18 protein-coding genes and 2 pseudogenes are annotated in these 26651 nt (G+C 70.1%); 4 read left to right on the top strand and 16 right to left on the bottom strand.

The annotated features are described in order from the left end of the window. Window positions 1-196 precede the first annotated feature (196 nt). From ACZ4EG_RS37375 to ACZ4EG_RS37365, 3 genes and pseudogenes are all read right to left on the bottom strand, one after another. Window positions 197-634 (bottom strand): annotated as a pseudogene (locus ACZ4EG_RS37375) (transposase); the annotation flags it as partial. A gap of 218 nt (window positions 635-852) precedes the next feature. Then, window positions 853-2388, bottom strand: coding sequence for an MFS transporter (locus ACZ4EG_RS37370; RefSeq protein ID WP_467793765.1), 1536 nt, complete (start codon window positions 2386-2388; stop codon window positions 853-855). Window positions 2389-3376: 988 nt separating this feature from the next. Further along, window positions 3377-3871: an aldo/keto reductase gene (locus ACZ4EG_RS37365; RefSeq protein WP_467793764.1), complete on the bottom strand. Its 495-nt coding sequence runs from the start codon at window positions 3869-3871 to the stop codon at window positions 3377-3379. A 258-nt stretch (window positions 3872-4129) separates the two neighbouring features. Here ACZ4EG_RS37365 and ACZ4EG_RS37360 point away from each other — a divergent pair, with 258 nt between their 5' ends. Continuing rightward, window positions 4130-5866, top strand: a complete 1737-nt coding sequence (locus ACZ4EG_RS37360) for an MFS transporter (protein WP_467793763.1) — start codon at window positions 4130-4132, stop codon at window positions 5864-5866. Window positions 5867-6313: 447 nt separating this feature from the next. Here the strand turns inward: ACZ4EG_RS37360 and ACZ4EG_RS37355 are convergent, their stop codons facing one another. Continuing rightward, the gene (locus ACZ4EG_RS37355; protein ID WP_467793762.1) at window positions 6314-7018 is read right to left on the bottom strand and encodes a cation-transporting P-type ATPase; all 705 of its coding nucleotides are present in this window, start codon (window positions 7016-7018) and stop codon (window positions 6314-6316) included. Window positions 7019-8136: 1118 nt separating this feature from the next. On the opposite strand from ACZ4EG_RS37355, the gene ACZ4EG_RS37350 reads away from it, so the two are divergent. After that, complete coding sequence (locus ACZ4EG_RS37350; protein WP_467793761.1) at window positions 8137-11052, top strand: glycosyl hydrolase; 2916 nt, start codon at window positions 8137-8139, stop codon at window positions 11050-11052. A gap of 724 nt (window positions 11053-11776) precedes the next feature. Here ACZ4EG_RS37350 and ACZ4EG_RS37345 read toward each other — a convergent pair. From ACZ4EG_RS37345 to ACZ4EG_RS37320, 6 genes are read right to left on the bottom strand one after another with little or no spacing between them, the layout of a single operon-like run. Then, a complete protein-coding gene (locus ACZ4EG_RS37345) occupies window positions 11777-12661 on the bottom strand; it encodes an alpha/beta fold hydrolase (protein ID WP_467793760.1) in 885 nt (294 codons plus the stop codon). Then, window positions 12658-13710: a branched-chain amino acid ABC transporter permease gene (locus tag ACZ4EG_RS37340; protein WP_453561209.1), complete on the bottom strand. Its 1053-nt coding sequence runs from the start codon at window positions 13708-13710 to the stop codon at window positions 12658-12660. The genes ACZ4EG_RS37345 and ACZ4EG_RS37340 overlap by 4 nt, the downstream gene beginning before the upstream one ends. After that, window positions 13707-14666, bottom strand: coding sequence for a branched-chain amino acid ABC transporter permease (locus ACZ4EG_RS37335; RefSeq protein ID WP_467793759.1), 960 nt, complete (start codon window positions 14664-14666; stop codon window positions 13707-13709). The genes ACZ4EG_RS37340 and ACZ4EG_RS37335 overlap by 4 nt, the downstream gene beginning before the upstream one ends. Beyond that, the gene (locus ACZ4EG_RS37330) at window positions 14666-15400 is read right to left on the bottom strand and encodes an ABC transporter ATP-binding protein (protein ID WP_467793758.1); all 735 of its coding nucleotides are present in this window, start codon (window positions 15398-15400) and stop codon (window positions 14666-14668) included. Before ACZ4EG_RS37330 ends, ACZ4EG_RS37335 begins: the two co-directional genes overlap by 1 nt. Next, window positions 15397-16137 carry an ABC transporter ATP-binding protein gene (locus tag ACZ4EG_RS37325; protein ID WP_453561216.1) on the bottom strand — a complete coding sequence of 247 codons (741 nt, stop codon included), beginning with the start codon at window positions 16135-16137 and terminating at the stop codon, window positions 15397-15399. Before ACZ4EG_RS37325 ends, ACZ4EG_RS37330 begins: the two co-directional genes overlap by 4 nt. Window positions 16138-16141: 4 nt before the next feature. Next, on the bottom strand, window positions 16142-17329 hold the full coding sequence (locus ACZ4EG_RS37320) for a substrate-binding domain-containing protein (protein ID WP_467793757.1): 1188 nt from the start codon (window positions 17327-17329) through the stop codon (window positions 16142-16144). Between the two features lie 368 nt (window positions 17330-17697). On the opposite strand from ACZ4EG_RS37320, the gene ACZ4EG_RS37315 reads away from it, so the two are divergent. Beyond that, window positions 17698-19164 carry an extracellular catalytic domain type 1 short-chain-length polyhydroxyalkanoate depolymerase gene (locus ACZ4EG_RS37315; protein WP_467793756.1) on the top strand — a complete coding sequence of 489 codons (1467 nt, stop codon included), beginning with the start codon at window positions 17698-17700 and terminating at the stop codon, window positions 19162-19164. 30 nt (window positions 19165-19194) lie between these two features. Here ACZ4EG_RS37315 and ACZ4EG_RS37310 read toward each other — a convergent pair whose 3' ends face one another. The 5 genes from ACZ4EG_RS37310 to ACZ4EG_RS37290 all read right to left on the bottom strand — a co-directional run bounded on the left by ACZ4EG_RS37310 (window position 19195) and on the right by ACZ4EG_RS37290 (window position 23692). Further along, complete coding sequence (locus ACZ4EG_RS37310; RefSeq protein WP_467793755.1) at window positions 19195-20004, bottom strand: SDR family NAD(P)-dependent oxidoreductase; 810 nt, start codon at window positions 20002-20004, stop codon at window positions 19195-19197. 54 nt (window positions 20005-20058) lie between these two features. Then, complete coding sequence (locus ACZ4EG_RS37305) at window positions 20059-21246, bottom strand: lipid-transfer protein (protein ID WP_467793754.1); 1188 nt, start codon at window positions 21244-21246, stop codon at window positions 20059-20061. 260 nt (window positions 21247-21506) lie between these two features. Continuing rightward, window positions 21507-22022: a universal stress protein gene (locus ACZ4EG_RS37300; protein WP_467793753.1), complete on the bottom strand. Its 516-nt coding sequence runs from the start codon at window positions 22020-22022 to the stop codon at window positions 21507-21509. 209 nt (window positions 22023-22231) lie between these two features. Next, window positions 22232-22828: a TetR/AcrR family transcriptional regulator gene (locus ACZ4EG_RS37295; protein ID WP_453561225.1), complete on the bottom strand. Its 597-nt coding sequence runs from the start codon at window positions 22826-22828 to the stop codon at window positions 22232-22234. 165 nt (window positions 22829-22993) lie between these two features. Next, complete coding sequence (locus ACZ4EG_RS37290; protein WP_467793752.1) at window positions 22994-23692, bottom strand: NADPH-dependent F420 reductase; 699 nt, start codon at window positions 23690-23692, stop codon at window positions 22994-22996. A 538-nt stretch (window positions 23693-24230) separates the two neighbouring features. Here ACZ4EG_RS37290 and ACZ4EG_RS37285 point away from each other — a divergent pair. Next, window positions 24231-24617 (top strand): annotated as a pseudogene (locus tag ACZ4EG_RS37285) (RNA-guided endonuclease InsQ/TnpB family protein); the annotation flags it as partial. Window positions 24618-24677: 60 nt separating this feature from the next. Here ACZ4EG_RS37285 and ACZ4EG_RS37280 read toward each other — a convergent pair. Then, on the bottom strand, window positions 24678-26636 hold the full coding sequence (locus ACZ4EG_RS37280; protein WP_467793751.1) for a helix-turn-helix domain-containing protein: 1959 nt from the start codon (window positions 26634-26636) through the stop codon (window positions 24678-24680). Window positions 26637-26651: the final 15 nt, after the last annotated feature.

The following is a 26651-nucleotide window of genomic DNA, read 5'->3' as shown; positions in this document are numbered from 1 at the left end:
GACACAAGACGCCCCATGCCTCCCTCACCCCGAACGAGACCATGCATGACCAGCAGAAATCAAGGGATCACATTCGGTTGAGATACGGCTTCTTAAGACTGTTGCCCCCGGTGGCTTGGGACACTTGGCCGCTCGACACCCCGCGACGACTCGACCGCTGGTCCGAAAATCCCCCGTCTGTGCAGGTCAGGATCGTTCATGTGGCCTCCACGGGCTGGAGGTTGACTTGATGACCGAGGCGGTTGAGCCGGCTGACCAGACGGCGCGTTGGCGCGGGTCTTGCCAGTGCGTTCGAGGAAGTAGTCGCCGCCGAGGTCGGTGTACTCGATGTCGTGGGTGAACATGTGCCAGATCGAAATGAGGGTGTGCGACCAGGCGTCGGTAGCGGGCGGCGAGGTAGGTGGCCCTGGTGCGGCAGGCGGAGATCGCGGCCTGGCCCAGCACGCCCTTCAGCCAGGGATCAATCGCCGGGACGGGTGCGGCCCGAGGGGCTCTTGCCCGCGGGCTCGTTGCCGGGGCACACCCCAGCCCAGGAGGCGAGGTGGCCGGCCGAGGGGAAGCGGCTGATGTCGGCGCCGATCTCGGCGAGGATCGCCTCGGCGGTGTGCGGGCTCACCCCGGGAACGGTGGCGAGCTGACCACCCTGAGGTCAGGCTTTCCGTTGAGCGATGCGTCGACGAGTAGTACATCAGCGAGGACACCCCATTGCCGACCTGAACCGCAGAGCCGACTGTGCTTCGCCCTCGAAATTCCCATGTTTCCACGGGGCCTTGCCTGCCTGCGGAACCAGCCGGCCCTGCCCGCGCGACGCGCGAATCCGGCATGGAGCGGCCCTGCGCCCTGAGCCGAGCCCTACGCTCGAGACTCCTTGCAGCGAGGCATCAGCATAAAAGCCATCGTCGCCACGATGAGGGGCAGGATGCTGACCGCCAGCATGGTAAGTCGCAGTCCGTCGGTGAAGTCCAGTCCGAGTTTCAGTCCTGAAGCCTGTCGGAGCAAGTTCGGGTCATATCCGCTGCCACCTGGGTTCTGCGCCATCCCGCTGCGCACGGCATCCACGGCCTGTTCGGCTTTTCTCACCGACAGATCGCGTGACTTTGCGTCCGCCAGCCACTCGTGCTGGAAGAAGAAGTTGAAAAGCAGAACGTAGACGGTGGGCCCGAACGCAGAGCCAGTCATCGCGAAGGCCATCTGAACGGAGGCCACCGTGCCGGAATGCCCGGGCGGTGCTTGGGAAAGCACCGTCTCGGACACCGATGTGGAGGTGACCAGAGACCCGAGGTTGCACAGCCATGTGGCCGGCACGAGCAGCCACACCGCCATCGCTGGGCCCGCGGTGCCCGCCATCAGCAGCCCGCTTGCCGTCATCACCAGCAGGCCGGTGACCATCACCGGCCGCGGGGTGTACTTGCCCACCAGGCTCCCGGCCAGGATCACGGCACCGGCGATCAGCAGTGTACCGGGCAGGTACAGCAAGCCGATGGCCTCGGGGGACAGCGACAGCACGATGCTTCCGAACTGCCCCAGGACGATGCTGAGTCCGGCGGCAAGGAAATTCAGCGTGAGGGTCGCCGCCAAGGCCACACTGAACGGTGCGCTGCGGAACAGCGCCAGGTCAAGGGCAGGTTCGGGAGTTTGACGTGCGTGGAGCACGAAGCACAGGGCGACGACTGTGCTGACCACGAACGGCACCCAGGCCTCGGGTCGGGAGATGCCGTTCTGCGCCGCCGCGAGGCCGACGACGAGGGCCAGCAGGGCGGCGCCGATCAGGGTCACACCCACCACGTCCAGGTGACGGCCCTGCTGGACGGGTGACTCGGAGACGTACCGGGCCGTCAACCAGAGCGAAACCAGGCACAGCAGGGGGGCGATCAGGAACAGTAACCGCCAGCCGACGGCCGCCACCGCCCAGCCCGTGAACGTGGGGATCACTCCGCACAAGATCGTTGTGACGGCCATCAGGACGCCGATGGCCAGCGGCCGCTTCTCTGGCGGTACCGACACTTTCAGCAGGGCCAGCGGCACTGCCAGCAGCGCGGTCATCCCCAGCCCGTCCAGAAAGCGCATCGCGAGCAGGAAGCCGTAGCTGGGGGAGAGCATGGAAAGCAGGTCGACGACCGTGACGACGACCAGTCCCAGCATCAGAAGCCGCTTGAGCCCGAAGATGTCCCCGAGACTGCCCGCGGCGAGGACGGCGGAGGCCATCACCAGCGTCGCCGCTCCGGCCAGCAGCCCGAGGGCCTGCGCCGGGACATCAAGGGCCCGGCTCACCTGCGGCAGATTCAGGCTGAGGACCAACGGGTCGACGACCGTGACTGTGAAAGCGAGGGAAAGGCCGAGGACGATGGGCAGGGTCGTCGCGTTGGTGCGTGACCGAACCGTCGGCACCGCAATACCTCCGTACTCCCACGTCGCATGTCGGTCGACGCTAACCCGGCCACCACGTACCCGCCGGGCTCGCCCGGGCCGACGCGCGCGGGAGCCCAGCGTTCGGGTCAGTCGGGGCCTGGCGCACGCCGTCCAGGCTCGTCACGAGCCTGGTCACGAATACGGCCGGGGCTGCCTGCCGGCCGAAGGACTGTGCCGCACCTACAGGGCGGTTACGTGAATCCCCTCGGTGGTACTCCCGCACCGACTCCGCGTCTGTGGTGTGGCGTTGGCTCCCACTGGACGAGCACCGGCCCGGGACGACACCGCATCGGGTCTGCGCACCATCACGCAGCGGATCAAGGACGTAGCCTGGTTCGAGGACCTCCACCGCCTAGCCGCCGTCCTCAAGCCGGATCCCGGCCCCGGGTCGGCCGCCCGCAGCCGTACGCACCGTGCGTCCACGTCCCCTCAGTGGCGGCACGCCCAGCGCACAACCCTCGCGCCCCGCCCGGAAGAACTCGACGCCACGTTCGTTCGACCTTTCGGGTGGCGCTCGAGGCGCTGCAGGAGACCGACAGATACCGGCGCGGACTCGCCGCCCGCCTCGCCCGCGAACGCGGAGGCATCCCCCGCACCTCGCAGCGTGCCGTCGCCGAAGCACGCCAACAGTACGAGCACAATGAGGGAACGGGGCCGACGAACGCGGCTCCCCCGCCTGTCTGCCGGTCCCACGGCGCTCACCTCAGCACTGGCGCGGGGCGCGGAGGCCCCGCTGACGCGTAGCACGTCTGAGGGCGCCCGATCCCCCGACGCTCCGCCACCACGCCCGCTCTTCCCCTTCCATTTTTCTCTTCCTGGGTGGGGTGTCGAGGGGGATGTCACCACCCGGCGCCAACCGCCGCAGACCCGACACCGACCGGCTTCCTGCACAACGTCCTCGTCCTGACGGCGCCGCTGAAGGGCGCCCCTCCGCACTGATATGGCGCGGTCACGTCCCGGGGCAGGGCTATTCACTCAGGTCAACGAGCGCGGCCGTTGCCGGCTCATACTGTGGGGCGAGCTCACCCGCGGCTTGGCGTCCCGGCGACAGCTCGGACTGCAGCCCCGCCACCGGGTGCACTCTCCTCGCCCGCTCGACCTGCTCCACGGTCACCTCAAAAAGGCCGATCCACCGCGCCTTCCCGGCCGCCACGACCTTGGCCATCGCTCCCCGGGTCTCCCTCCAGCGGGACTTGCCTCCACCCGTTGCAGCTGATACCGGTCCACGTGATCGGTGTCGAGCCGCCGCAGGCTGCCGTCGACAGATGCCCGTACGTCCGCGCCGGCCGCCCGCCAGCGCCCTGCCGACCGTCTCCTCGTTGGTGTACGGGCCGTACACGTCCGCGGTGTCGATCAGAGTCGCGCCCAGGTCGATTGCCTGGCGGATCACCATGATTGACGTTGCGTCGTCCCGTGGGCTCCTCCTGTCGTAGCCGAAGCCCATGCCGGGGTTCAGGCCCATGCATCCAAGGCCGATGGCGCCGGCTTCGGGCCCGTGCTGTGCAGTGTGGTGGTTCGCACGCCGTGTCCTGTCCTCTCTGGCGCCCGGTCGCCGGTGAGTCCGGGCTCGCGCCTCGGCGTTCCCTCCGATGATGTCCTCCAGCCGGTGACCGGGGCCGGTGCAGTTGTGCCGTGGGGGAGTTGTCCACGAGGTGGAGGGGAGCGGACGGCGGGCGCGCGTCCCGCTGGGCTGCGGTGTGCCGGACGTGCACTCTGGACCGTGGACCTGGAGGGGGACGGAAAAGCGATCGGACGGCAGGACGGGATCGTGGAACGGCGACACGGAACGTGGCGGATCGGGGGACCGGTCGGGGAGGACGCACCCCAGGCCCTCAGGACATTGTTCGTCCTTCTCTCCGTTGAGAACGTCCTGATCAACTACACCTCGACCGCCATGAACGTAGCGCTGTCAGCGATCGTCAGGGACCTGCACACCTCGCTGACCGGCGTGCAGTCGGCGATCTCGTTGTACGCCCTGGTGGTCGCCGCATGTCTGATCACCGGAAGCAAGCTCGGCGCACGCCGCGGGTACCCGCGGACCTTCGTCCTCGGTGGCGAGGTCTTCGGCCTGGGCGCACTGCTCACCGCCCTCGGCCCGAGTCTGCCGTTCATGCTGGCCGGCTGGTCCGCGCTCCAGGGGGTCGGCGTGGCGCTGATGCTTCCGGCGGTGGTGGCCATGCTCACCGAGGCCTTCACCGGGGCCACCCGGACAAAGGTTCTGTCCACGCTCGGTGTGACCGCGGGAATCGGAGCGGCGGCCGGCCCCGTGGTGGGTGGCCTCATCACCCATTACTTCAGTTGGCGAGTGTCGTTCCTCATGGAAACCGTCATCACGCTGGCCGTGGTGCTGCTCATGCGGCGGACGGTCGATCCCGGGCGACCCGGTGTGCGCCCCGGACAACGCTTCGACGTCCTCGGGGCACTGCTGTCGGCCACCGGATTCGGGCTGCTCGTCATCGCAACCCTCCTGGCGGGGCGGTACGGCCTGCTCAGGGACCGGATGGACTTCGAGGTCTTCGGCAACACCCTGCTCCACCGTGGCCAGGTGTCACCCGTACCTTTGCTCGCCGCCATGGGACTGGTGGTCCTGGGCGTGTTCGCCGGATGGGAGCGCCACCTGATCAGGCGCGGCAGAGACCCGCTGGTGCGGCTGTCGGTGCTGCGCAACCGCACGATCCGGGTCGCGACCCTGACCCTGGTGATGCAGATCCTGGTCCCCACCGGCATGCTCTTTTTGGTGCCGGTCTTCCTGCAGACGACCGTGGGGTTCGACGCGCTGCGGAGCGGAGTCACGCTGATCACGGTGCCGGTGGGGCTTACGGTGGCGGCCTCCACGGCCGCCAGGCTCATTGGAAGCGGGCGGATGACCCACCGCACAGCCCAGATGGGGGCGTTCCTCTGCATGGCCGCCGGCTGCGTCGCGATCGCCGTGATGTTCGACCCGCGTCAGCGGGAAGCGTCGGCCATGGGCCTGGCACTCGCTCCGGGTCTCCTCCTCATCGGGCTCGGCCGGGGCCTGGCCACTACGGTGACCGACCTCATCCAGTCAGCGCCTCCGCCGGAGGAGGTGAGCGACGTGACGGGACTCTCCCGCACCGCCGGATATCTCGGAAGTTCGTTCGGAGTCGCACTCGCCGGCGCGTTCGTGACCACGGCCCTGCTCGTTGCGTTCGAGGCGGGGGCGGATGCCAGCAGCGTCCTGTCCTCCGACCAGAAGCATCTTGTCAAGCAGACACTCGACCATCAGGTTCAGATCACCGCCGCGACCGACAACGCCGTCCGTACGAAGCTGGCCTCTCGGGGCGTCACGGGCGCGGCGGCCGACGAGCTCGTACGGATCAACGCCCGCGCCAGGGGGCAGGCGCTGACCGTGGCAGCCATCGGCATGGGCGCGTTGGCCCTCATCGGATTCGTGCTGGCACTGCGTATTCCCCGCGCTGACCGTCCGGGCCACTGACAGGAACTCCTGCGGCCTCAGAGGCGGTGACAGTCGGTCTTCGACGCAGCCACGTGGCGGGCGGAGGCCATGGCGGCGGAGGCCAGTTCCCGCAGCTGCTCGGCGACGTGGTCCAGCGGGGCATCCAGCCGCAGCCGCAGAACGCGGGGAGGATGCGGCTCTGGGCGCAGCCGCCGTCCGGCCCTATACGGCCCGCCGGCTGCGGTGATTGCCTGGCGCAGCGACCGGATGCGTTGGCCACTGCGGCTTCCCGTTTTTTCGGGAGGGAGATTGACCGGCGCATGCGGCACGCGCTGTCGGCCGCTTCGACGCCCCCGCATGCGGGGCGGCCGTATGCCAGCCAGCGTCGCCTGCGTGTTACCCGTGCCCCCCGGCGGGCGGGCGACGGGCTTGGACGCGGGACCGGCAGAGTCGGCCCTGACTGTCCCGTGCATGGGTCCTTGGCCATCAGCCGGTGGGGGTGCGCTCGGTGAGGGAGAAGGAGCCGGTTCGAGGCGGCTTTTGAAGGCCAGGCAAACGCCCGTGGCGGCTCGGATACAGGGGCGCCCGGCGGATCACCGAGTTGGGGTCCGAGGGACTGGTGACGTGCGGGACTTGGTGGCGTCCCTTGGGTGCGGTCTGTTCGCCGACGGACGGCGGACGGCTCTCGGTCGCGGTAGTCGGCTGACGGTGCTGAACCGTGCCGCACGGCGACGCAAATGCCGGTGGCCGAAGGCTGGTTGGGGGCGAGCCGGTGCATGCGCGGTCCGGTAGAAGATCCGTTTCCCGGTCTCGACGAGGAGAATGCAACGCCTGGGCGGTCCTCTCCGCCCGGTATTCATTGGCGAAGCCCAGACCGACGGAGAGCGCCACGATCGCCCCGATGATCACCGCGTCGCTGCGCTGACCGACGAAGTACGAGACCGCGGCTGCGGTCACCAGCAGACCCAGCAGCGGGGACCGCATCTGATGCCACAGGACGAGCCACGCCCGGGCGCGGTGCGAGTGGACCGCGTTGGGGCCCCAGCGCTTCAGCCGCCGTTCCGCTTCCTCCGACGACAGGCCGCCGCCGGTCACCTCGAGATCGCGCAGCACCTCTGCGGTGGGTCGGGCGGCCGCCGAGGCGGCGCGGCCCGCGGCCACCGGCCGCGCCGGCGCAGTGACCGTCACCATCGCCGACCCTCTTCCGGGCACACAGCGGATGGGTTTGGCGCAGAGCCGGAGAAGCACCCGACCCTGACCACCGGGCGGGGGCACGGGCACGGCCACGCATGGGCTGACGTCACAGTTCCACCTTCTGCCCTTGCCCGCTCACGCCCCAAGGGGCCATTCGGGCCCTGTCCCCGGGACCTGCTTCCCCAGCGCGCCACCTGCCTCGGTCGGCCAGTGTGACGACGTCCGTCCGTCCGACAGCTGAGGCCACCCGCCGGACGGCGGTTCAGCCCGGCGGCCGTCCGGCGGGCGCGACGCCCGGCCGATGGCGAGGAACCCGTACGCGTAGCGTCCCGGTGCTGATCCAGCGCCGCACGGGGGCCGGCAAGGTGACTGCTTCGCCGTCCAGCTCGACGGGGGCGACCGACGACCTGCCCGAGGCCCGGAGCGAGGCGTGACCGCACGCGGATGGGGACCTCCCCCGGAGGCCCCCATCGTCATGGAGCGGACGAGCGGTGGGCGATGGTGCCGCTGGGTGGGCCCCCGTTCGGCAGGTGGCCGACGGCGTTGTAGTCGAAGGCGAGGACGGGCGCGCGCCGGTGGAACCCGCGCGACCTCCTGCCATGTTCCCGACCCGGGCCTTGCCTGCGGCGATGTGTCCAGCCGGGTCGCGGTGGCGTGTGAAGGTCCCGTCACGCGACTCCCGGACAGTCCGCGGCAACCGGGACGCAGCAACAGGCGTGTTGCCTCTCGGCATACCTTCGTACCGGAATCTGCCGCTGGGGAGATGTACCGGCGCTTCGGCACCGGGACGCAGAAAGTGGCTCAGAGTCGGTCGTGGCCCGTTCCCTCTCACGGCTGTGCAGCTGAGCGGGCGCGTCGTGGACCAGATGTGTGACGTCGTCCGCGAGATCGCTCAGTGACGCTCAGTTGAACGATCAGCCCATTTTGTATTGACGGCTCGGTAGGACGGTTCTAGCCTCCCCAGCTTGAGAGCGCTCTCAAACCACAAAAATCACGGGCTGCCCCACGCCGTGGCCTGGGATGTGAAAGTCAAGTTGCGTCATTCGCTCATGCGATCCGCCGAACCCGCTGGCGCGGTCGTTCGTACGTTTCGCCTCCTGCTGAAAGGTGTCCCCATGCCAAGAGACGGTGTTCAGCCATTAAGAGCGGCGCTGTGGTTCGCGTCCCGGCGGCGGGTGGCGGTGTTCGTGGCCGTCGCTGCCCTGCTCGGCGCGGTCCTCACGGTGCTCAACTCCGCGTCGGCCGGTGCCGACACGGTGGGTGCGGGCAGTTACACCACCGCGGCACCCGGTCCGCTGCCCTCGGGGTGCGCGGACCTGTCCACCAACCCGCGCCACTGGGTGACGGCCAACGCCCCGTCGGGTGCCGTCCCCACCAACGAATGGTGGTCATCGATCCTGTGGAAGCGCACCAACTGCGCCTACGGCGAGCCGCTGTTCGCGCAACCGCTCGGTTTCCGGGCCCAGTCGGCCGGGTTGGGTGTCTCCTACAGCACCAAGCCGACGATCTCCGGCAGCGGCAAGGGCGTGGGCGAGTACCACTTCAACTACCAGGAGGACTTCGTCGCCGGTGTCTCCGGCCTGGCCGCCCCGGAGGTGAAGGTCGACGACTGGAGCGACTGGACCGTCAGCCCCTGCCTCAGCGACGGCACGCACACCCTGCGGGCGACCATCGGCTCCGGCCTTCCGTTCGCCTACTTCCGAGCTACGGGCGGTGATGCGCAGATCAAGGCCGCCTCAGACGCGACAGGGGACGTCTGGTCCAACTCCGGCTCGATGATCGGCTACACGGCCAACGGACACGACTACGTCGCCTTCGCCCCCAGCGGCGCCACCTGGTCGGTCGACGGCTCCACCTTCACCTCCTCGCTCGCCGGCAAGGACTCCTTCTCCGTCGCCGTGCTGCCGACCACACCGTCCACCTCGGCCGACGAGCGTGCCGCACTCGCGACCGAGTACGCCAAGTACGCCTACAACCACGTCACCGGCACGGCCGTGTCCTACCGGTACGACGAGGCGGACAGCACCGTCACCACCACGTACCGCCTCACCACCACCGCCCTGGAAGGGTCGGCAACCGGCACGGTCGCGGCCCTGCTGCCGCACCAGTGGCGACACCTGGCCGACGGCAGCCCGCTGCCGCAGACGTACATCTCCTCCCGGGGCCCGCTGAAGGTGCTCACAGGTATCACGTCCTTCACGACGTCGATGGTCTTCCACGGGGTGCTGCCCGAGATACCAGCCGTCGCCGACAGTTCCGGCGCGGACGCCACGACACTGCAGGACTACCTCAACGCAGAGAAGGCCGACCCGACCCACCAGCAGAGCGACGACACCTACTGGACCGGCAAGGGCCTCGGACGCGCCGCACGCCTGGCGGAAATCGCCGACCAGACCGGCAACACCGACGTCCGCGACGCCGCCCTGTCCGCGATCAAGTCCAAACTCACGGACTGGTTCACCGCGTCGCCGGGCAAGACGGGTCACCTGTTCTACTACGACGGCAGCTGGGGCACCCTGATCGGATATCCGGCCTCCTACGGGTCCGATCAGGAGCTGAACGACCACCACTTCCACTACGGCTACTACATCGCCGCGGCCGCGACACTGGCCAGGTTCGACCCCACCTGGGCGGACGCCGACCACTACGGCGGGATGGTCGACCTGCTCATCCGGGACGCCGACAACTACGACCGCGCCGACAAGCGCTTCCCCTACCTGCGGGACTTCGACGTCTACGCCGGACATGACTGGGCCTCCGGCCACGGCTCGTTCGCCGCGGGCAACAACCAGGAGTCCTCCTCCGAAGGGATGAACTTCGACAACGCGCTCATCCAGTGGGGCATCGCCACCGGGAACAAGACCGTCCGGGACGCCGGTATCTACATGTACACCACCCAGGCCGCCGCCATCGAGGACTACTGGTTCGACACCCATCACCAGGTCTACCCCAGCGACTTCCCGCACAAGGAGGTCGGCATGGTCTGGAGCAACGGAGGCGCGTATGCCACCTGGTTCTCCAGCGCCCCCGAACAGATCCAGGGCATCAACCTGCTGCCGGTGACCGGCGGCCACCTCTACCTCGGCGACGACCCCGCCTACGTCAGAGCCAACTACCAGGAGATGCTCGACCAGGCCGGCAAGACCCAGCCCGGCATCTGGCCCGACATCTGGTACGAATACCTGGCCCTCGGCGACGGCGACGCAGCCCTGGCCGACTTCCGCGCCAACAACTCCTTCACCTCCGAGGAAGGCGAAAGCAAGGCCCACACCTTCCACTGGATCCGCAACCTCGCCGCACTCGGCACCGTGGACACCACCGTCACCGCCGACAACCCGCTGGCCGCGGTCTTCACCAAGAACGGCGAACGCACCTACGTCGCCGCCAACACCACCGCTACCGATACCACCGTGCACTTCTCCGACGGAACCACCATGCAGGCACCTGCCGGGAAGACGGTCACCGCCGGCGCTCACACCTGGAGCGGCGGCAGCGGGCCCGGCAGCACAGGACCCACCCCGACCCCGACTCCGACGCCCACGCCGCCCGGCGGCACGGGTTCGTCGCCCACGCTGTACCTGAGCGGTGACGGAACGCTGTCGGCAACCGCCGGAACCGCGGACGGTGTGACGGTGACGTCGGCCGACGGCGTCAACCACGACGGCAGCCCGTACAAGCCGCTGACCTTCACCGCCTCCGGGCTCGACCTGAAGTACGCCGGAGGGACCACCCAGTTCGATCTGGCCGTCGACGCCGAGCAGTCCATCGGCAACGCCGTCCAGATGCAGGTGTCGTACGACTGCCCCGGCGACGGCACATGGGACCGCGTCGAAACCTACCGGTACTTCGCCACCGACCCGCTCCCCGGCTGGGAGCACTACGCCGACAAAGCCGGACTGGCCTCCGCAACCGGCACCCTCTGCGACCTGAAGAACGGAACCGTACGGATCAAGGTCTGGAACGCCCTGGGCAACGCCCCCAGCACGCTGGGCACCGGCGACCTGTCAACCCTCCGACTGCCCTACACCTGATCCGACGAGGTCGACGACCATCAGGCTGCCCTCCGTGCACAGCGAGGTCCGCCGGCTGCTTCATCGACGCCGAGCCGGACCGTGAAACCGCGTTGCGGTGACGGTCTTGTCACGGCAAGTGGCCAGGTCGTGCGTGGCCGCCCTGACTGCACCCGCTCCCCAGGCCGCCCCACATGGCGTCCAGGGCCGGGTGCGGTCTCCTTCCTGTGGCCACAGGAGCGGAGAGAAAGCCCGCGAAGATGCCGGCGCCCGCGTCGGCCGTGACGCTTGTCTGACGCTCCGAGGCCCCAAAAGCCCGCCCGAGATGCCCAGATGCCTCGCGATCGCCCTGATCGGCATCTGCTCGGCCCGGTGCAGCCTGTGGATCTCTGCGCCGTCTTCCACGTGGATCACCTTCCCTCCTGACCTTGATCACCAACGCCGGAGTCAGACGGAGATCGCCAAGTGGGCCAGATGTGATACGCCGTCAGTGAGCCGGTGTTGAGCCGGTGTTGAGCCGGTGTTGAGCCGTCGCCGAGACGGGAATGGTGAAGTTCCGGTGGAGTGCCCCCGCAGGCGTGAGAGGGCGACCGAGGGCGAGATGTGTGCGGTCAGCTCGCCGTCGGCCGCCGGTCAGGGGCCGTCCCTGAACGCATCCTGATGCCGCCTCAGGGAGCCTTGGGGGGCTGTCCCGCTTCCGGCTCGGCGCGGAAGGCCCTGCTCGTAACCCGGGGCGGAGGTGGTGCTACATCTGCTTCAGCTCTGCGTGCACCGCCTCCGCGATGGCTGCCGTCGCGTTCTTTGCGAACAGGATCGTGTAGTGGTTGGTGTCGTCGATCCGGCGGGTGGCGATCCGGTCCGGATCGAGGTCGCCCGTGGCGAGGCGTCCCTCGTCGTACAAGCCCTGGGGTTCGTTCATCACTCCGCGCTGTGCCCACAGCAGGGTGCCGCGCACCTGGGGCTGGTGGATGGCGGCCAGCGTCTCAGTGTCGCCTAGGGGGCCCGCGCCGTCGGCCCGGATCGCGTCCAGGACGCAGCTGCTGCGCATCTCGGGGGGCTCGCCGGCCAGATCGCGGTCCACGTATGCCTGGATGTGCGGGCCCCAGTGGGCGGTGAGGGACGGGTGCTCGCGGAAGTGTGTGTGGTATGCCTCGCGATTCGGGAAGGTCTCCTTGAGCCGGCGCATCGCGGGTCCGATGACGGACTCGATGACCTCGTCGATGTCCGCGCCTCCCGGGACTGGGAAGCCGAGACCGCCGTCGACGAGGACCACCCGGGGGAAGCGGTCCGGGTGCCGCGCGGCGGCCACCGCGGCGATGAAGGCCCCGAGCGAGTGGCCGACGAGCAGCGCCTGTCGCAGGCCCAGGCAGTCAAGCAGGGCGAGGATGTCCTCGACGTGGGCGGGAATGCCGTACGGCCCCGGCAGTCCGGCGCTGTGGGCCCGGCCGCGCAGGTCCGGGGCGTACAGGTCGACGTCGCCGAGTTGCTCGGCGGCGGCGCCGAAGGCCAGGCCGTTGGCAGTGATGCCGTGCAAGGCGATGACCGCGGGCCCCTCGCCGGGCCACCGGGTCACGGCGAGGTCGCCTCCTCGCACCGGGACGGCGAGTTCCTGCGCAGTACGCGTGGTCATGCGGACTTCCTCCCTCTGCCCAGTGCGGCCAGGCCGCCCGGGGCCACATAGACGGCCACCACGAACAGTGTGCCGAGGACGAGCATGGGTTCCACGCCCAGGTCCCAGCCCGGCAGCCGCTGGTCGAGATAGGTGAACAGGACACCGCCGACGACCGGTCCCCAACGGGTACCGCTGCCGCCGAGCACCACCATCACCAGGAGCGTGAGGGTGAAGTCGGGGGTGCTGGTGCGGGGAGTGGCGCCTGCGGTGACCAGCAGGTGCAGGGCGCCGCCGAGCACGGCCAGTGCGCTGGCCAGGGTGAAGGCGGCGAGCTTGTACGCGAAGGGGCTGCGGCCGAGGACCGCGACCCGCTGCTCATTGTCCCTGATGCCCTGCCAAGTCCGGCCGATCGGCCGCGCTGTGGCCGTCCACACGACGGCGGCTACCAGGGCGAGGTAGCCGAGGGCGAGCCAGTAGACGTTGACCGTGTTCTGCACCCCGACCAGCGCCGCGGGCACGCCCTCGGTGCTCAGCGTCAGGCCCTCCTCGCCACCGGTCAGGCCGCCGGGGTTGCGTTCCACCCAGATCGCTCCGGCCTGCGCGAAGGCCAGGGTGACCATGGCGAACCCGATCGGTCCGAGGGCGACGGAGCGAAGCGAGACGGCGCCGATGAGGACGGCGAGCGCGGTCCAGGCGGCCAGAGTGAGCAGCGCGGCGGGCAGCAGCGCCAGACCGAGGTGGGTCATGGCCAGCTGTGTACCGTACCCGCCGCCTGCCACGTAGAGGGCGTGCCCGAAGGAGAGCAGTCCGGTACGGCCGAACATCAGGTCGTAGCTGAGTGCGAGCCCCGCGAAGAGCAGGCAGAGCGCGAACAGCTGAAGGGATCCGGGGGAGTTGACGGGTCCGTCCAGCAGCACGGGGATGTTCAGCGCCGAGAACGGCAGCAGGAGCAGGACGAGCAGCGCTGCGGCGGGTGCCAGGACGGGCAGCCCGCGGCGCAGTGCTCCCGGTCCGCCCGGCGCGGATGGGGTGGCGGGCGGTGCGGGTGCGGTGTTGGTGAGGGTCATGCCGTACCTTCCGGGTGCGCCCCGTCACCGGGGCGGGAGGATGCCTTCGCGGTCTCGGGGGAACCCGCGCCGAGCAGCTGTCGCAGCCTCCCCAGCAGGGTGGAGCCCCCGGAGGGGCGGCCGAGCACGACGACGGCGAGCAGGACGACCACCGCGAGGTCGCCGTATCCGCCCGCGTAGTAGTCGGCGTACTGCTGCACCAGCCCGACGGCGAGCGAGGCCAGCGCCACCCCCGTCAAGGAGCCCAGGCCGCCGATGATGACGACGACGAACGCGAAAATCAGGTACGAGGTGCCGCCGTGCGGGGAGATGGAGCCGAAGTACAGTCCGCCCAGCACGCCCGCGAGCCCGGCGAGCGCCCCGCCGAGGGCGAAGACGAGCGCGAACGCACGGGTCACGTCGATGCCGAGCGCCCGCACCATGGCCCGGTCCTCGACGCCGGCGCGCACGATCAGGCCGTGACGGGTCCGGTTCAGGAAGAGCTGTACGGCGATCAGCACGGCGACGGCGGCCGCGATCAGGACGAAGCGGTTGACCGGCACCCGGGCGCCGAGCACGCCGACGGTTCCGGTCAGCGCGTCCGGGACGGGGAAGGTGCGAGCCTCGGCGCCCCACGCGGTCTGCACCAGGGCCGGGAGGGCAAGAGACAGGCCCACGGTGACCAGGATCTGTTCGCGGGGGCGGCCGTAGAGCCCTCGGATGAGCACGAACTCGACGACCAGGGCCAGCGCGAGCCCGACCACCGTGCCCACCACGACGGCCAGCAGCAGCCCGGGCAGCCCGCCGACGGTGGACGTGGTGCGCCAGGCTGCGTAGACGGCCACGGTGAGGAAGGCGCCGTGGGCGAAGTTGAGCACGTCCATCAGTCCGAAGATCAGAGCGAGTCCGGAGGCGAGCAGGAAGTACAGCGCGCTCAGCCCGAGTCCGGTGAGGGTGAGCAGGACCAGGGTGTCCATCAGACGGCTCCAGGGGCGGTACGGCTGGCGACGCCGAGCAGCGCGGTGGCCAGCTCGCGGTCGGCGAGGAGTTCCTGGGCGTCGCCGGTGTGCACTACGTGTCCGGCGTCCAGGACCACGGCGTCGCGGGCCAGGCGCCGTACGACGGCGAGGTTCTGCTCGACGAGCAGCAGTGGTACCCGCTCGGCGGCCCGTTCGAGCACCTCGGCGACCTCGGTGACCACGCGGGGGGCCAGGCCCTTGGTGGGTTCGTCGACGATGATCAGGCGGTTGTCGTTGAGCAGGGTGCGGGCGACGGCGACCATCTGCTGTTGGCCGCCGGACAGGGTGCCGGCGGCCTGGTCGCGGCGGGCGTGCAGTTCGGGGAAGAGGTCGTGGACCAGGTCGTAGTGGTGGTCGGTGTCCGGTCGTTCGGCCAGGGCCAGGTTCTCGGAGACCGTCAGGCCCGCGAAGACGCCGCGGTCCTCCGGGGCGTAGCCGATGCCCCGGCAGACGATCCGGTGGGTCGCCTCGCGGGTGATGTCCCGGCCGTCGAAGACGATCCGGCCGCCGGTGACCCGGCCGCCGTCGGGCAGCAGCCCCAGCACGGAGCGGACCGTGGTGGTCTTGCCGACCCCGTTCCGGCCGAGCAGGGCGGTGACCCCGGTGGCGGCCACCTCGAAGCCGACGCCGTGCAGGATCCGCGAGCCTGCGATCTGGACGCTCAGCTCGCTCACGGTGAGGACTGCGGTCACAGCTCGGCCCCCATGTATGCCTCCTGGACGGCCGCGTTCGCCATCACCTCGTCCGGACTGCCGGTGGTCAGCAGGGTGCCGTGGTCCATGACCGCGACCCGGTCGGCGAGGCCCAGCACGATCTCCATGTGGTGCTCCACCATCAGTACGCCGCGGCCCTCCTGTCGGTGCAGGTCCCTGATCACGTCGGACAGTTCGCCGGTCTCCTCGGTGGCCATCCCGGCCATCGGCTCGTCGAGCAGCATCAGCCGCGGCCCGGACGACGTCCCGCGCAGGGTGGGGGCGAGCAGCATCGCCAGTTCGAGCTTGCGCCGGTCGCCGTGCGAGAGGTCCGCGGCGAGCATCGGCGCCCGCTCGGCCAGCCGTACGCGCTTGAGTACGGCGCGCACGTCCGCCGGGCCGACCCGGCGGGCCCCGGCGGAGCGCGCCGCGAACTCCACGTGCTGGGCGACGGTCATGGTGGCGAAGACCGAGGAGGTCTGGAAGGTCCTCCCCAGCCCGCGCCGGGCCCGCCGGTGCGGCGGCAGGCCCGTGATGTCGGCACCGTCGAGGCGGATCGTGCCGCCGGTCGGCCGGGTCAGCCCGCTCACCAGGTTGAACAGCGAGGTCTTGCCCGCACCGTTGGGTCCTATGACCGCGAGGAACTCCCCTTCGGCCACGGTGAGCGAGACATCACTGAGGATGCGGGCCCCGCCGACCGTCCAGCCGAGCCGCTCTGTCTGCAGTACGTCCGCCATCGCCTCAGCCGATCGGCTTCTCGGCCGGTGCCACCTGCTGGGCGGTGAAAGTCTTCTCGATCTTCGGTAGGTCGCCGGTGGCGCCGAACTTGGCCTGGAACATGGGCTGGAGCAGGGCGTGGTCGGAGGCGCGCACGGTCATCCGCCCCTTGACGCCGGGGAAGCTGAAGCCCTCCAGGGACTTGACCATGGCGCTGGTGTCGTTCTTCGCGCCGCCGGCCTTCAGGGCCTGCACCACCATCTGGGCGGCGTTGAACCCGTCGGGCACGAACAGGTCCTCCTCCCAGCCCTTCTTCTTCAGGTAGGCCCGCATCGCCTGGGCCTGCTCGTTGTCCGTGGCCTCCGGCACGTAGTGGGCGAGCAGCGTGATCTTGTCCTTGGCCTTGCCGAGCACGGGGTAACTCGCGCGCAGGTCAAGGCCGGTGACCACGGTGGAGGAGTCCAGCACGCCCTGCTGGTCAAGGGTGTTCCACAGCGCGGTCGCGGTGGTGCCCGCCCACGCGACGAACACCAGATCGGGCTTGGCCGACTTCACCTTGCTGGCGGTGGGGGTGAAGTCGGTGGCGGTGGGGGAGACCAACTCGGCCTGGACGTCGGCCCCTTCCGCTCCGAGGATGCTCTTGACCGCGCCGGAGCCGGCCTGACCGAAGGTGTTGTCCTGGGCGACGACGGTGATCTTCTTGCCCTTGACGTCGCCGAGGATCTGCTTCGCCGTCATCACGTCCTGGTAGGTCTGCCGCCCCGACCGGAAGACGTACCTGCCCACCCCGGTCACCGCGTCCGTCGCGGCGGGCCCGGAGATGTACAGCGTCTTGTTCTGGGCGGCGAGCGGGGCGACCTGGACGGCGACGCCCGAGGAGATCGTGCCCGCGACGATGTTCACGCCCTCCCCGACCCGCTGCTTCACCAGGGACACCGCCTTGGCGGGGTCGGCGCCGTCGTCGTCCTGCGTCACGGTGACCTTGACGCCGTCGACCTTGCCCGTACCGCCGGTCGCGTAGTCGAGGCCCGCCGCGAAGCCGTGCAGGTACTGCTCGCCGTAGGAGGCCAGGGGGCCGGAGGTGGTGCTGACCAGGGCGACCTTGAACTCCTTCGGCTTGTCGCCGCCAGAGGCGCCGGGGCTGGAACACGAGGTGACGAGCCCGGCGACCGCGATGGCCGCGAGGAGGCTGGGGGTGGCGGATCTGCACATGACGGGACGGCTCCTTGGCACGGAGTGGGGGTCTGGGTGAGTTGCCCGTAGCGTCCCCGTCACCGTCCGAACCTGACAATGTGGGCATCCTCCACCGGTTGGCGGACAGCAGTGGATGGCACATACATGAAGGGTGGGCTCTGCGCGGGTTCGCGAAGGGGGTGCCTGTGGATCCGGGGTACACCCGCCCGTCCGCAGAAGTATTCGACTCATCCATGAGTGGTGTACGCAGCGCGGTCGTAACGTCACGGAAACACCCCCGGTCGCCTCGCCGCCCCACGGCGCAGTCGGCCGGCGGTGGCGTCACCGTCCCTTCCCCTGACGTCCCGGCGCAGTTGGGCTGCCCCGGGACGGAAATGGAGACAGCGATGCGCCTACGACCCCACGACCCTTCCCGCAACACCGACGGCCGACGTGCTCCCGCACTCGGCCTGATCCTGTGTCTGGTCGGCTTGCTGCTGGGCCTGTTCCCCGCACCCGCCCAGGCGGCGACCCTGACCGAGGTGACCGGCTTCGGCTCCAACCCCGGGAATCTACGGATGTTCCGCTACGTCCCCGACGGGCTGCCGAGCGGGCGGCCCCTGGTCGTCGCGTTGCACGGATGTACGCAGTCCGCGGCGGCCTACGACGACGAGACCGGCTGGACGAAGTGGGCCGACGCCTGGGGCTTTGCTCTGGTGCTGCCGCAGCAGAAGGAGGTCAACAACGCCAACTCCTGCTTCAACTGGTTCCAGTCCTCGGACTTCTCCCGGGGCCAGGGTGAGGCGCTGTCCATCAAGCAGATGGTGGACAGGACGGCCGCCGACTACGGCACCGACGCCTCGCGCGTCTACGTCACCGGTCTGTCCGCCGGCGGCGCGATGACCTCGGTGATGGCGGCCTCCTATCCGGACGTCTTCCGCGGTGCGGCGGTCGTCGCCGGCATTCCGTTCGACTGCGCCCGCTCCGTGTTCGCGGGGTTGGCCTGCATGGACCCGGGCTCGGACCTCAGCCCGCAGCAGTGGGGCGACAAGGTGCGGGCCGCCTACCCGTCGTACTCGGGCCCGTATCCGACCATGTCGGTCTGGCACGGCTCCAGCGACACCACGGTCAAGCCCATGAACATGACCGAGATCGTCGAGCAGTGGACGAACGTGCAGGGCACGGACGCGGTGGCCGACGTCAGTGACACGGTCCAGGGCTACCCACACAGGGTCTACCGTGACGGCTCCGGCCGGGACGTGGTCGAGTCGTATTCCATCACGGGCATGGCCCACGGTCAGCCGGTCGACCCCGGCAGTGGGGCCACGCAGTGCGGTACGGCCAGCCAGTACCTGCCGGACATGAACATCTGCGCCTCCTACTGGATCGGGCGGTTCTGGGGCCTGTCCGCCCCCGACGGCGGTGGCGCGCTGCCCGCGCCGTCGGGTCTCGCCGTGACCGCCACCGCCGACACTTCGGTGTCGCTGTCCTGGAACGCAGTCGGCGGCGCCGCCACCTACCGCGCCTACCGCGGCGGCACGCAGGTCGGCGCCCCGTCCGGCACGTCCTTCACCGACACGGGCCTCGCGGCCGGTACGACGTACAGCTACACCGTCGCCGCCGTGGACGGCTCCGGGGCGGTCGGGGCATCCTCGGCCACAGTGGAGGCGACCACGACCGGCGCCGCGCATCAGTGCCACGCCGACAACAACTACGACCAGGTCGTCGCCGGCCGTGCCCACCAGAGCCTGGGCCACGTCTACGCCAACGGCTCCAACCAGTACATGGGCCTGTACAACCTGTACGAGACCCACACACTGGAGGAGACTTCCCCGGGCTACTACGTGGTCGCCGACTCCGGCTGCCCGTCCTGACCCGCGCGGCGGCGGCTCACGGCCTGCGGTTCAGCCGGTGAAGCCGCCGCCGCACACCGCGACCTGCCCCGTGATGTAGTCGGCCTCGGGCGTGCACAGCAGATGGACCGCCCCGGCCGCCTCCTCGGTGGTGCCGGCGCGGCCGAGCGGGATGGACCGCTCGGCCGCAGCGAAGTACTCCTCGCTGATCCCCACCTTGATCTCGCGGCCGGCCACCTCGATGCCCGCGCCGCCGTCTGCGGCGGACGCCTCCGTCAGCCGGGTGCGGATCAGGCCGAAGGCGATCGCGTTCACGTTCACCGAGTAACGGCCCCACTCCTTGGCGAGCGTACGGGTCAGGCCGATGACACCGGCCTTGGCAGAGGCGTAGTTGACCTGCCCGGCGTTCCCCGAAAGCCCCACGATGGAGGAGACGTTGACGACCTTGCGGTTGTTCTCGGCCGGGTTGGCCCTGACATACGGCTGGGCGGCGCGCAGGATCCGGAACGGGGTCTTGAGGTGGACGTCGAGGATGGCGTCCCACTGCTCGTCGGTCGTCTTCTGGATGACGCCGTCCCAGGTGTAGCCGGCGTTGTTGACGATGATGTCCAGCCCGCCGAACGTATCGACTGCGGTGGACACGAAGTGCTCGGCGAAGCCGTCCTCGGTGATGCTGCCGGGACAGGCGACCGCCTCGCCGCCCGCCGTCTTCACGGCCAGGACGGTCTCGGAAGCCGGCGCGGAATCCAGGTCGTTGACGACGACGCGCGCGCCTTCGGCAGCCAGCTTGAGGGCGATGGCGCGGCCGATGCCCCGCCCGGCGCCGGTGACGATGGCGGTCCTGCCTTCGAGGTTGCCCACAGCGGATTCCCCTTTCACGCAAGGTCGTTCGGACAGAGACGGTCATGAAGGGACTCAGGCGTCGGCACGTTCGTAAAGGGTCACGACGCAGGCCCCGCCGAGTCCGATGTTGTGCTGGAGCGCGAGGTTCACACCCTCGACCTGACGCGCACCCGACTCTCCTCGCAACTGCCAGACCAGCTCGGCACACTGGGCCAGTCCGGTCGCGCCCAGCGGATGCCCCTTGGACAGGAGTCCGCCGGAGGGGTTGGTCACCACCCGGCCGCCGTAAGTGTTGTCGCCGTCCATGACGAACTTCTCCGCGGTGCCCTCCGGGGTCAGCCCCAGGGCCTCGTAGGTGATGAGCTCGTTGGCGGTGAAGCAGTCGTGCAGTTCGACGACGCGGATGTCCTCCGGGCCGACGCCCGCGGACTCGTACACGTCCTGTGCGGCCGCCCGGGTCATGTCGTAGCCGACGAGCTTCATCATGTCCCCGCCGTTGAAGCTGCTCATCGTGTCGCTGGTCAGCGCCTGCGCGCGGATCCGCACGGTGCGCAGCCCGTGCCGCCGGGCGAGGTCCGGGCTGCACACGACCGCGGCCGCGGCGCCGCAGGTGGGCGGGCAGCACTGGAGGCGGGTGAGGGGGCCGTGGATGTGCGGCGAATCGAGCACCTCGTGCACGGTGACCGGGGTACGGAAGACGGCGTACGGGTTGTGTGCGGCGTGCCGACGTGACTTGACGGAGATGCTCGCGAATGTCTCGGGCGCGGTGCCGTACCGCCGGGCGTACTGGGCGCCTGCGCCGCCGAAGAACTCCGCCGCCCACGGGGCCTGCTCGTTGCGGCCCTGAGCCGCCTCCATCGTGTCGAAGGAGCGGCTCAGCGGGTTGGGCCGGTCACTCCATACGAGCGGCAGGGGGCCCTTGTTCATCTGCTCGAAGCCCAGCGCGAGCACGCACTCGGCGGCCCCGCTCTCGACGGCCTGCCGGGCCAGCCACAGGGCCGAGGAGCCGGTGGCGCAGTTGTTGTTGACGTTGACGATGGGGATGCCGGTCTGTCCCAGCCCGTACAGGGCGGCCTGCCCGCTGGTGGAGTCTCCGTAGACGTATCCGGCGTATGCCTGCTCGACCAGGTCGTAGTCGAGCCCGGCGTCGGCGAGGGCGGCGCGCGCGGCGCGTTCGCCCATCACGTCGCACGGTTCACTTGCACCGGGCTTGGCGAACGGCACCATGCCGACCCCAGCGACGTGTGCCCGTTCCTTCATCCGTCTCCTCCAGGTGTCCCGGACCAGGTGTGGTGGCGTGTGCGGCGCCTCAGACGCTAGACACCTGAGGGGAGGCAGGGATATGTAGATCCGCTGGGAGGTTGGTGGACAGGTGTGGAGGAGGCCCCCACACCGGCGCCGGGGCGCCAGGTCACCCGCGTCCGGCCTGCGGCCGATGACAGGGGACCTGCGGGAGGAATCGAACATTCCGGACGGCGGATGGTGGATGGTTTCCCCATGGCCGCTGGAGGTGGAGGTACCTAGCGTCGATTTTGTCCAAGGACATGCGAGGGGCCCGCGCCCAGGACGACACTGGTGTGCGCAAGATGCCGGTTCTCCGGCCGGCCGCGCACGACCAGCACCGGGCAGGGGGCGCGGACCGCGAGCGCCAGAGTGACGGAGCCGAGCAGGAGTTCTCTGACGGTGCCCGTGCCCCGTGCGCCGGTGACGACGGCCGTGGCGGTGAGTGCCTCGCGCAGCAGCGCCGACCGGGCGTCCTGCGCCGGCACGTCCGTGGTGATCTCCAGCGTCGCATCGCGTCTGCGGGCGTGTTCGGCCGCACGCGCCACGATGCTTTCGGCGAGTGCGTGCTCGCTCACCACGTCGGTCACGACTCCCGGGGTCTCGGCGAGGGCGTCTCCCTCGTACCGCTCCCACAGCGAGGCATGGACGATACGCAGCGGCAGACTGTGCCGGACAGCCTCGTCCACGGCCCAGTCGACCACCTGGAGAGCGTGCACCGAGCCGTCCACGCCCACGACCAGAGGCTGCATCATGACCCCCACCGCCCTCGGCGCCGGGACCGGCTTCCATTCTCCCTCCCTCCGCTCAGCGGGAGGTGCAGTGGCAGACGACCGTCCGGGGGAAGGCGGCGGAAGGGAAGAAAGGAGCACTGCGGCCCGGTCGAGGGCGATGCCATTGTCCGGACCCCCTCCCAAGACCGCGCGGCGCGGCGTCGTTTCAGGCACGGGGCGGTACCACGGGATCACGCGCCTGGTGTGCGCAGCCCGGTCAGGGCGAGGTCAACGGCCTGCTCGGCCCACTCGGGGCGCCCGCCGCGTCCGGCCATGTAGTCGGCGTAGAACGGGCCGAGCAGCGCGGAGACGGCCGCCTCAAGGTCGGCGTCCTCGCGGATCTCCCCGCGGTCGCGGGCCTGTTCCAGCACTTGGCGCAGCAGGGCACGGCGTGGCAGCACGGTGCGTTCGCGCAGCAGGGCGAGGAGGTCGGGGGTGTGGGCCTCCTCGGCCAGACAGGTTCCGATGAGGGCCATGCCGTGTACGCGTCGCACCGTTGCCGCGAAGTCCTCCAGGATCGCCACGAGGTCGGTGCTTGTGTCCCCGCTCGCGGGCGGGGCGTCCACCATGCGCATGGCCTCCAGCGCCGCGGTGACCAGGTCCGCCTTGGTCTTCCAGCGCAGGTGGATGGTGGACTTGCTGACCTGTGCCGCCTCGGCCACCTGGCTCAGGCTCATGCGGGTGTAGCCGTGGGACGCAAGCAGTTTCAGGGTAGCGCGGAGAATCGCCGCGTCCTTCTCAGCGGACCGTGGTCGGCCCGCGGCCTTCCCGGTGTTCGTTTCGCGCATTGCTGCAGGATAGATGGTTACCGCACCGAGCGGTTCGGTCCGGGTTCCACGCCGGGATCGTCGAGGGGCCCGTCGGTGCTGTGTGGCGCGGTGAGACCGGTGAGCTCCTCGCTGACCTGCCACAGGCGTGCGGCCATGGCGGTGTCGTAGGAGAGCCTGCTGGAGTCAGGCGCCGGTGCGGGCGCCCTGGATATGGAAGTTGAAGTCGGCGTGGCCGAGCGCGCCCCACAGGTGCAGCCAGATCGGCAGCAGCATCTCGGTGCCGCGCGCGGTGGTGATGTCGCCGAGGTCGATCACGCTGCCTTCGGGCCAGCCGAACGCGGTCAGGAGCTCCGTGACGAGCTTCTTGGCGCCGGTGTCGTCGCCGGAGACGAAGACGTTGTGCGCGCCGGCCACGCGGGACGGCTCCACCATGACCGCCGCGTTCATGGTGTTGAGCGTCTTGACGACCTTCGTTTCGGGGAACGCGCGCTGGATCTGCTCGCCGAGGCTGTCCGTGTTGACCGGGTTCAGCGACGGTGGCATGCCTGCGGAGAAGTCCAGCGGGTTGGCGATGTCGATGAGTATCTTGCCGGCCAGGTTGGCGCGGCCGGCGGCCTCCAGCGCTTGGAGCGAGGCGGCGCCGGCGGTGGTGTTCACCAGCGTCTCGCCGAGGGCGGCGGCGTCCGCGAAGGAGAGCAGGCGCACCTGTGGGTGCTGGGCCAGCCACTGGGCGACGGGCGGGTTGCCGTAGGCGTCGGGCTCGGTGCGGCCCAGGGTTCCCTCGATGTCACGGGTGCCGATGACGACCTCGCGGCCGAGGGAGGAGAGCTTGCCGGCGATGGTCTGACCGACGACGCCAGTGCCGAGAACTGCGTAACGCATGAGAGGCGGGGTCCTTTCGGGGAGTGCGGGTGCCAGGGCGCTTTCCTTCGAGCGGCGCCTTCACCCTCTAAAACTAAACCGAGTGTCTCGGTATTCCAAGTGGGATGCCTGCGGAAGGCGGATAGGGGACGGCTGCTCCGGCGCGGCGGGCCGACCGCGCTGCCCAGGCAAGCACACGGCCATCCTGGGCACGGCGCTGGCACTGCTGGCCGGCCAGGGCTTCACCTGGATGACCCTCGACCAGGTCGCTCGCACCGCCGGCGTTCAGCAAGGCCACCATCCATCTGCCCTGGAGGACGAAGGCCGAACTGGCCGCGGCCGCCCTTGCCGCTCTGCGTCCCTGCGCCGCCGTCCCCGCCCCGACGGACGACCCGCGCGCCACGCCTGCGGCTCCTCGAAGACTTCGCCCAGACGCTCGGTCAGGGTGCCACGGTCCTGCTCGGACCCTGCCTCGCGGAGGAAACGCCCCCGGAGCTGCTGCTGTTCCGCGCGTACGCGGCGCTGCCCCACCGCGCGGCCCCAAGGGTCGTACTGGAGCACCGTCCGCAATCTGCTGAAGAACGGCAGGCTCGCGCGCGCCATCTCGGACGCGGCCTGGACGGACCTCCGCATGATGCTGGAGTACGAGTGCGCCTGGTACGGGCGCGAACTCGTCGTGATCGACCGCTGGTTCCCCAGCAGCAAGCTGTGCGGGAACTGCGGCACGGTCCGCGGGAAGCTGCCGCTGAACGTCCGCGAGTGGACGTGCGAGTGGGGCACCGTGCATGACCGCGACGTGAACGCGGCGCGCACCATCCTGGCCGTGGGGCCGGCGGCTGCTGCCTGTGGAGCCGGTGTAAGACCCCAACGGGAGTCCTCCCGGACGGGGCGGTCGTCGGTGAAGCAGGAACCCCAGCGGGCGACCGCTGGAACCCCCCTCCTTTAGGCGGGGGAGGAAGCCAAGGCCGAGTACAAGTGACGCGCGCGCCGCGCCGGGGGCGTTCGTTCAGCGCGCCGACAGCACGCTGTGCACCTTGAGCGCGAGGTGGACCTGGAGGGCGTGGTCGCCGTGGCGCCACTGCGGGCCCAGCAGAGCGGTGACCCGGTCGATGCGCTGGTAGAGCGTGTTGACGTGGACGAACAGCTCGGCAGCGGTGCGGGCCAGGCTCCCGTCGCAGGCGAAGTAGGCCAGTAGGGTGCGGACGAGTTCGCCGCTTCGGCGCTCGTCGTAGTCGAGGACGGGGCCGATGACGCGGCGGACGAACCGGTGCAGTTCATCGCGGCCGGCCTGGCTGAACAGCAGTCCGTAGATGCCCAGTTCGTCGGGGGAGGCGCCTTCTCCGTCGCGGTCGAGGGCCAGCAGGACGCCGAGGCACTGTACGGCGTCCCGGTGGGCCTCGACGAGTGCGTCGACGCCCTCGGCCGCCGAGGTGCCGCCGACCGTGACCGCGTCTCCGACGGTGCGCGACAGGTGGTCGGCCAGCGAGCGGGCGGTCGCCGCCGGGTCGTGCTCGCCGGGGAGCAGCACGACGACGTCGCCGCGGTACTCGCCGGCGAGGCCCTTGGCGTGCCCGGCGAAGGCGGTGGCCGCGTCGGCGACGGCGCGGCGGTGCCCGCCGCCCCGGCAGCGGGCCGCGAGGACGGTGTGCGGTCGGCCGAGGTCCAGGCCCATGAGGGCGGCACGGCGCCGCAGCGCTTCGAGGTCCCGGTGCGGGGCGCCGAGCAGGTCCTCGAGGATCTCGCCGCGCAGGCGGTGCTCGGCCTCGGCGACGCTGCGTTCGCTGAGCAGCATCAGCGCGGTGACCAGGGCCGCGCGCTCCAGGGAACGTACGTCGCAGGAGTCGAGGCGGTCACCGACCAGGGCCAGGGAGCCGAGCACCTCGGTGCCGGCCATGATCGGCGTGGCGCACGCCGCGGCACTGGTCTCCGAACCGGGGAAGCGCCGGGTGCGGCGTGACTCGGCGCTGAGCACGCACGCCTGGTGCACCGCGCGGGCGGCCGGAGAACCCTGCGGCAGGGTGCCAGTCTTCCCTGCCTGCTCCACCACCGGATCCGCGCCCACGGCCGCGGTCACGCGTCCGGCGGGGTCGAGGACGAGGATGCTCCCGCCCAGCACCTCCGCGAGGTTCTGCGCGACGTCCGCCATGTCGCCGCCGTGCAGGACGATGCTGGTCAGCCGCTCGTGCAGGGACGCCGCCTGCTCCACGGAGGCGCTGTGGGCCTGGATGACGGCGTTGGCCTCGGTGAGGTCGTCGACGGCGCGCTGCACCTCCTGGAAGAGGGTGGCGTTCTCGATGGCGATGGCGGCGTGGTTGGCCAGCGACACCAGCAGGGCCACCTCGTGGTCGGAGAACGGGCGGGCTGTCCGGTTGGCGGCGAACAGCACGCCGATGACCTTCTGGCCGAGTTTGAGCGGCACACCCTGGATGGCGATCAGCCCTTCGCCCCGCACGACGTCGTCGATGGTGTGCTCGAAGCGCGGGTCGTGCAGGTAGTCAGGGGTGTTGTAGGGCACGGCGGTCTTGGCCACCAGCCCTCCCAGGCCCGCGCCCATCGCGAGACGGGCGCGCTTGAAGGCGTCGGTGCGGATGCCGTCGGTGGTGCGTACGTAGGTGTCGCCGTGCTGGGTGTCGTTCAGCATCAGGTAGCCCGCGTCGGTGCCGAGCAGTCCGCGGGCCCGGCGCACGATGGCCTGGAGCACCGCCTCCAGGTCGCGCAGGGAGGAGAGGTCGCCGGCGGTCTCGTACAGTGCGGCCAGCTCGTCCTCGCGGCGGCGGCGCTCCTCCAGCTGGGCTTTGACGTGCAGCGCGTCCTCCACCAGCGGGCGAAGTCGCGCCACCTCGGCGGCCGGGCAGCGCTCCAGCAGCGCCCGGTACTCCTCGGGCGCCGCGCCCTCGCGCAGCAGGTGCAACAGCCTGCGGGCGCTGTCCGTGTCCAGGCTCGTCGGCGACAGGTCGGTGCTCATGCTTCCTCTCCGGCG

Source organism: Streptomyces sp. NPDC025638, assembly GCF_055558775.1.
Note: the sequence above shows the minus strand (reverse complement) of the source record. Positions and strands in the feature narration are given on the sequence as shown.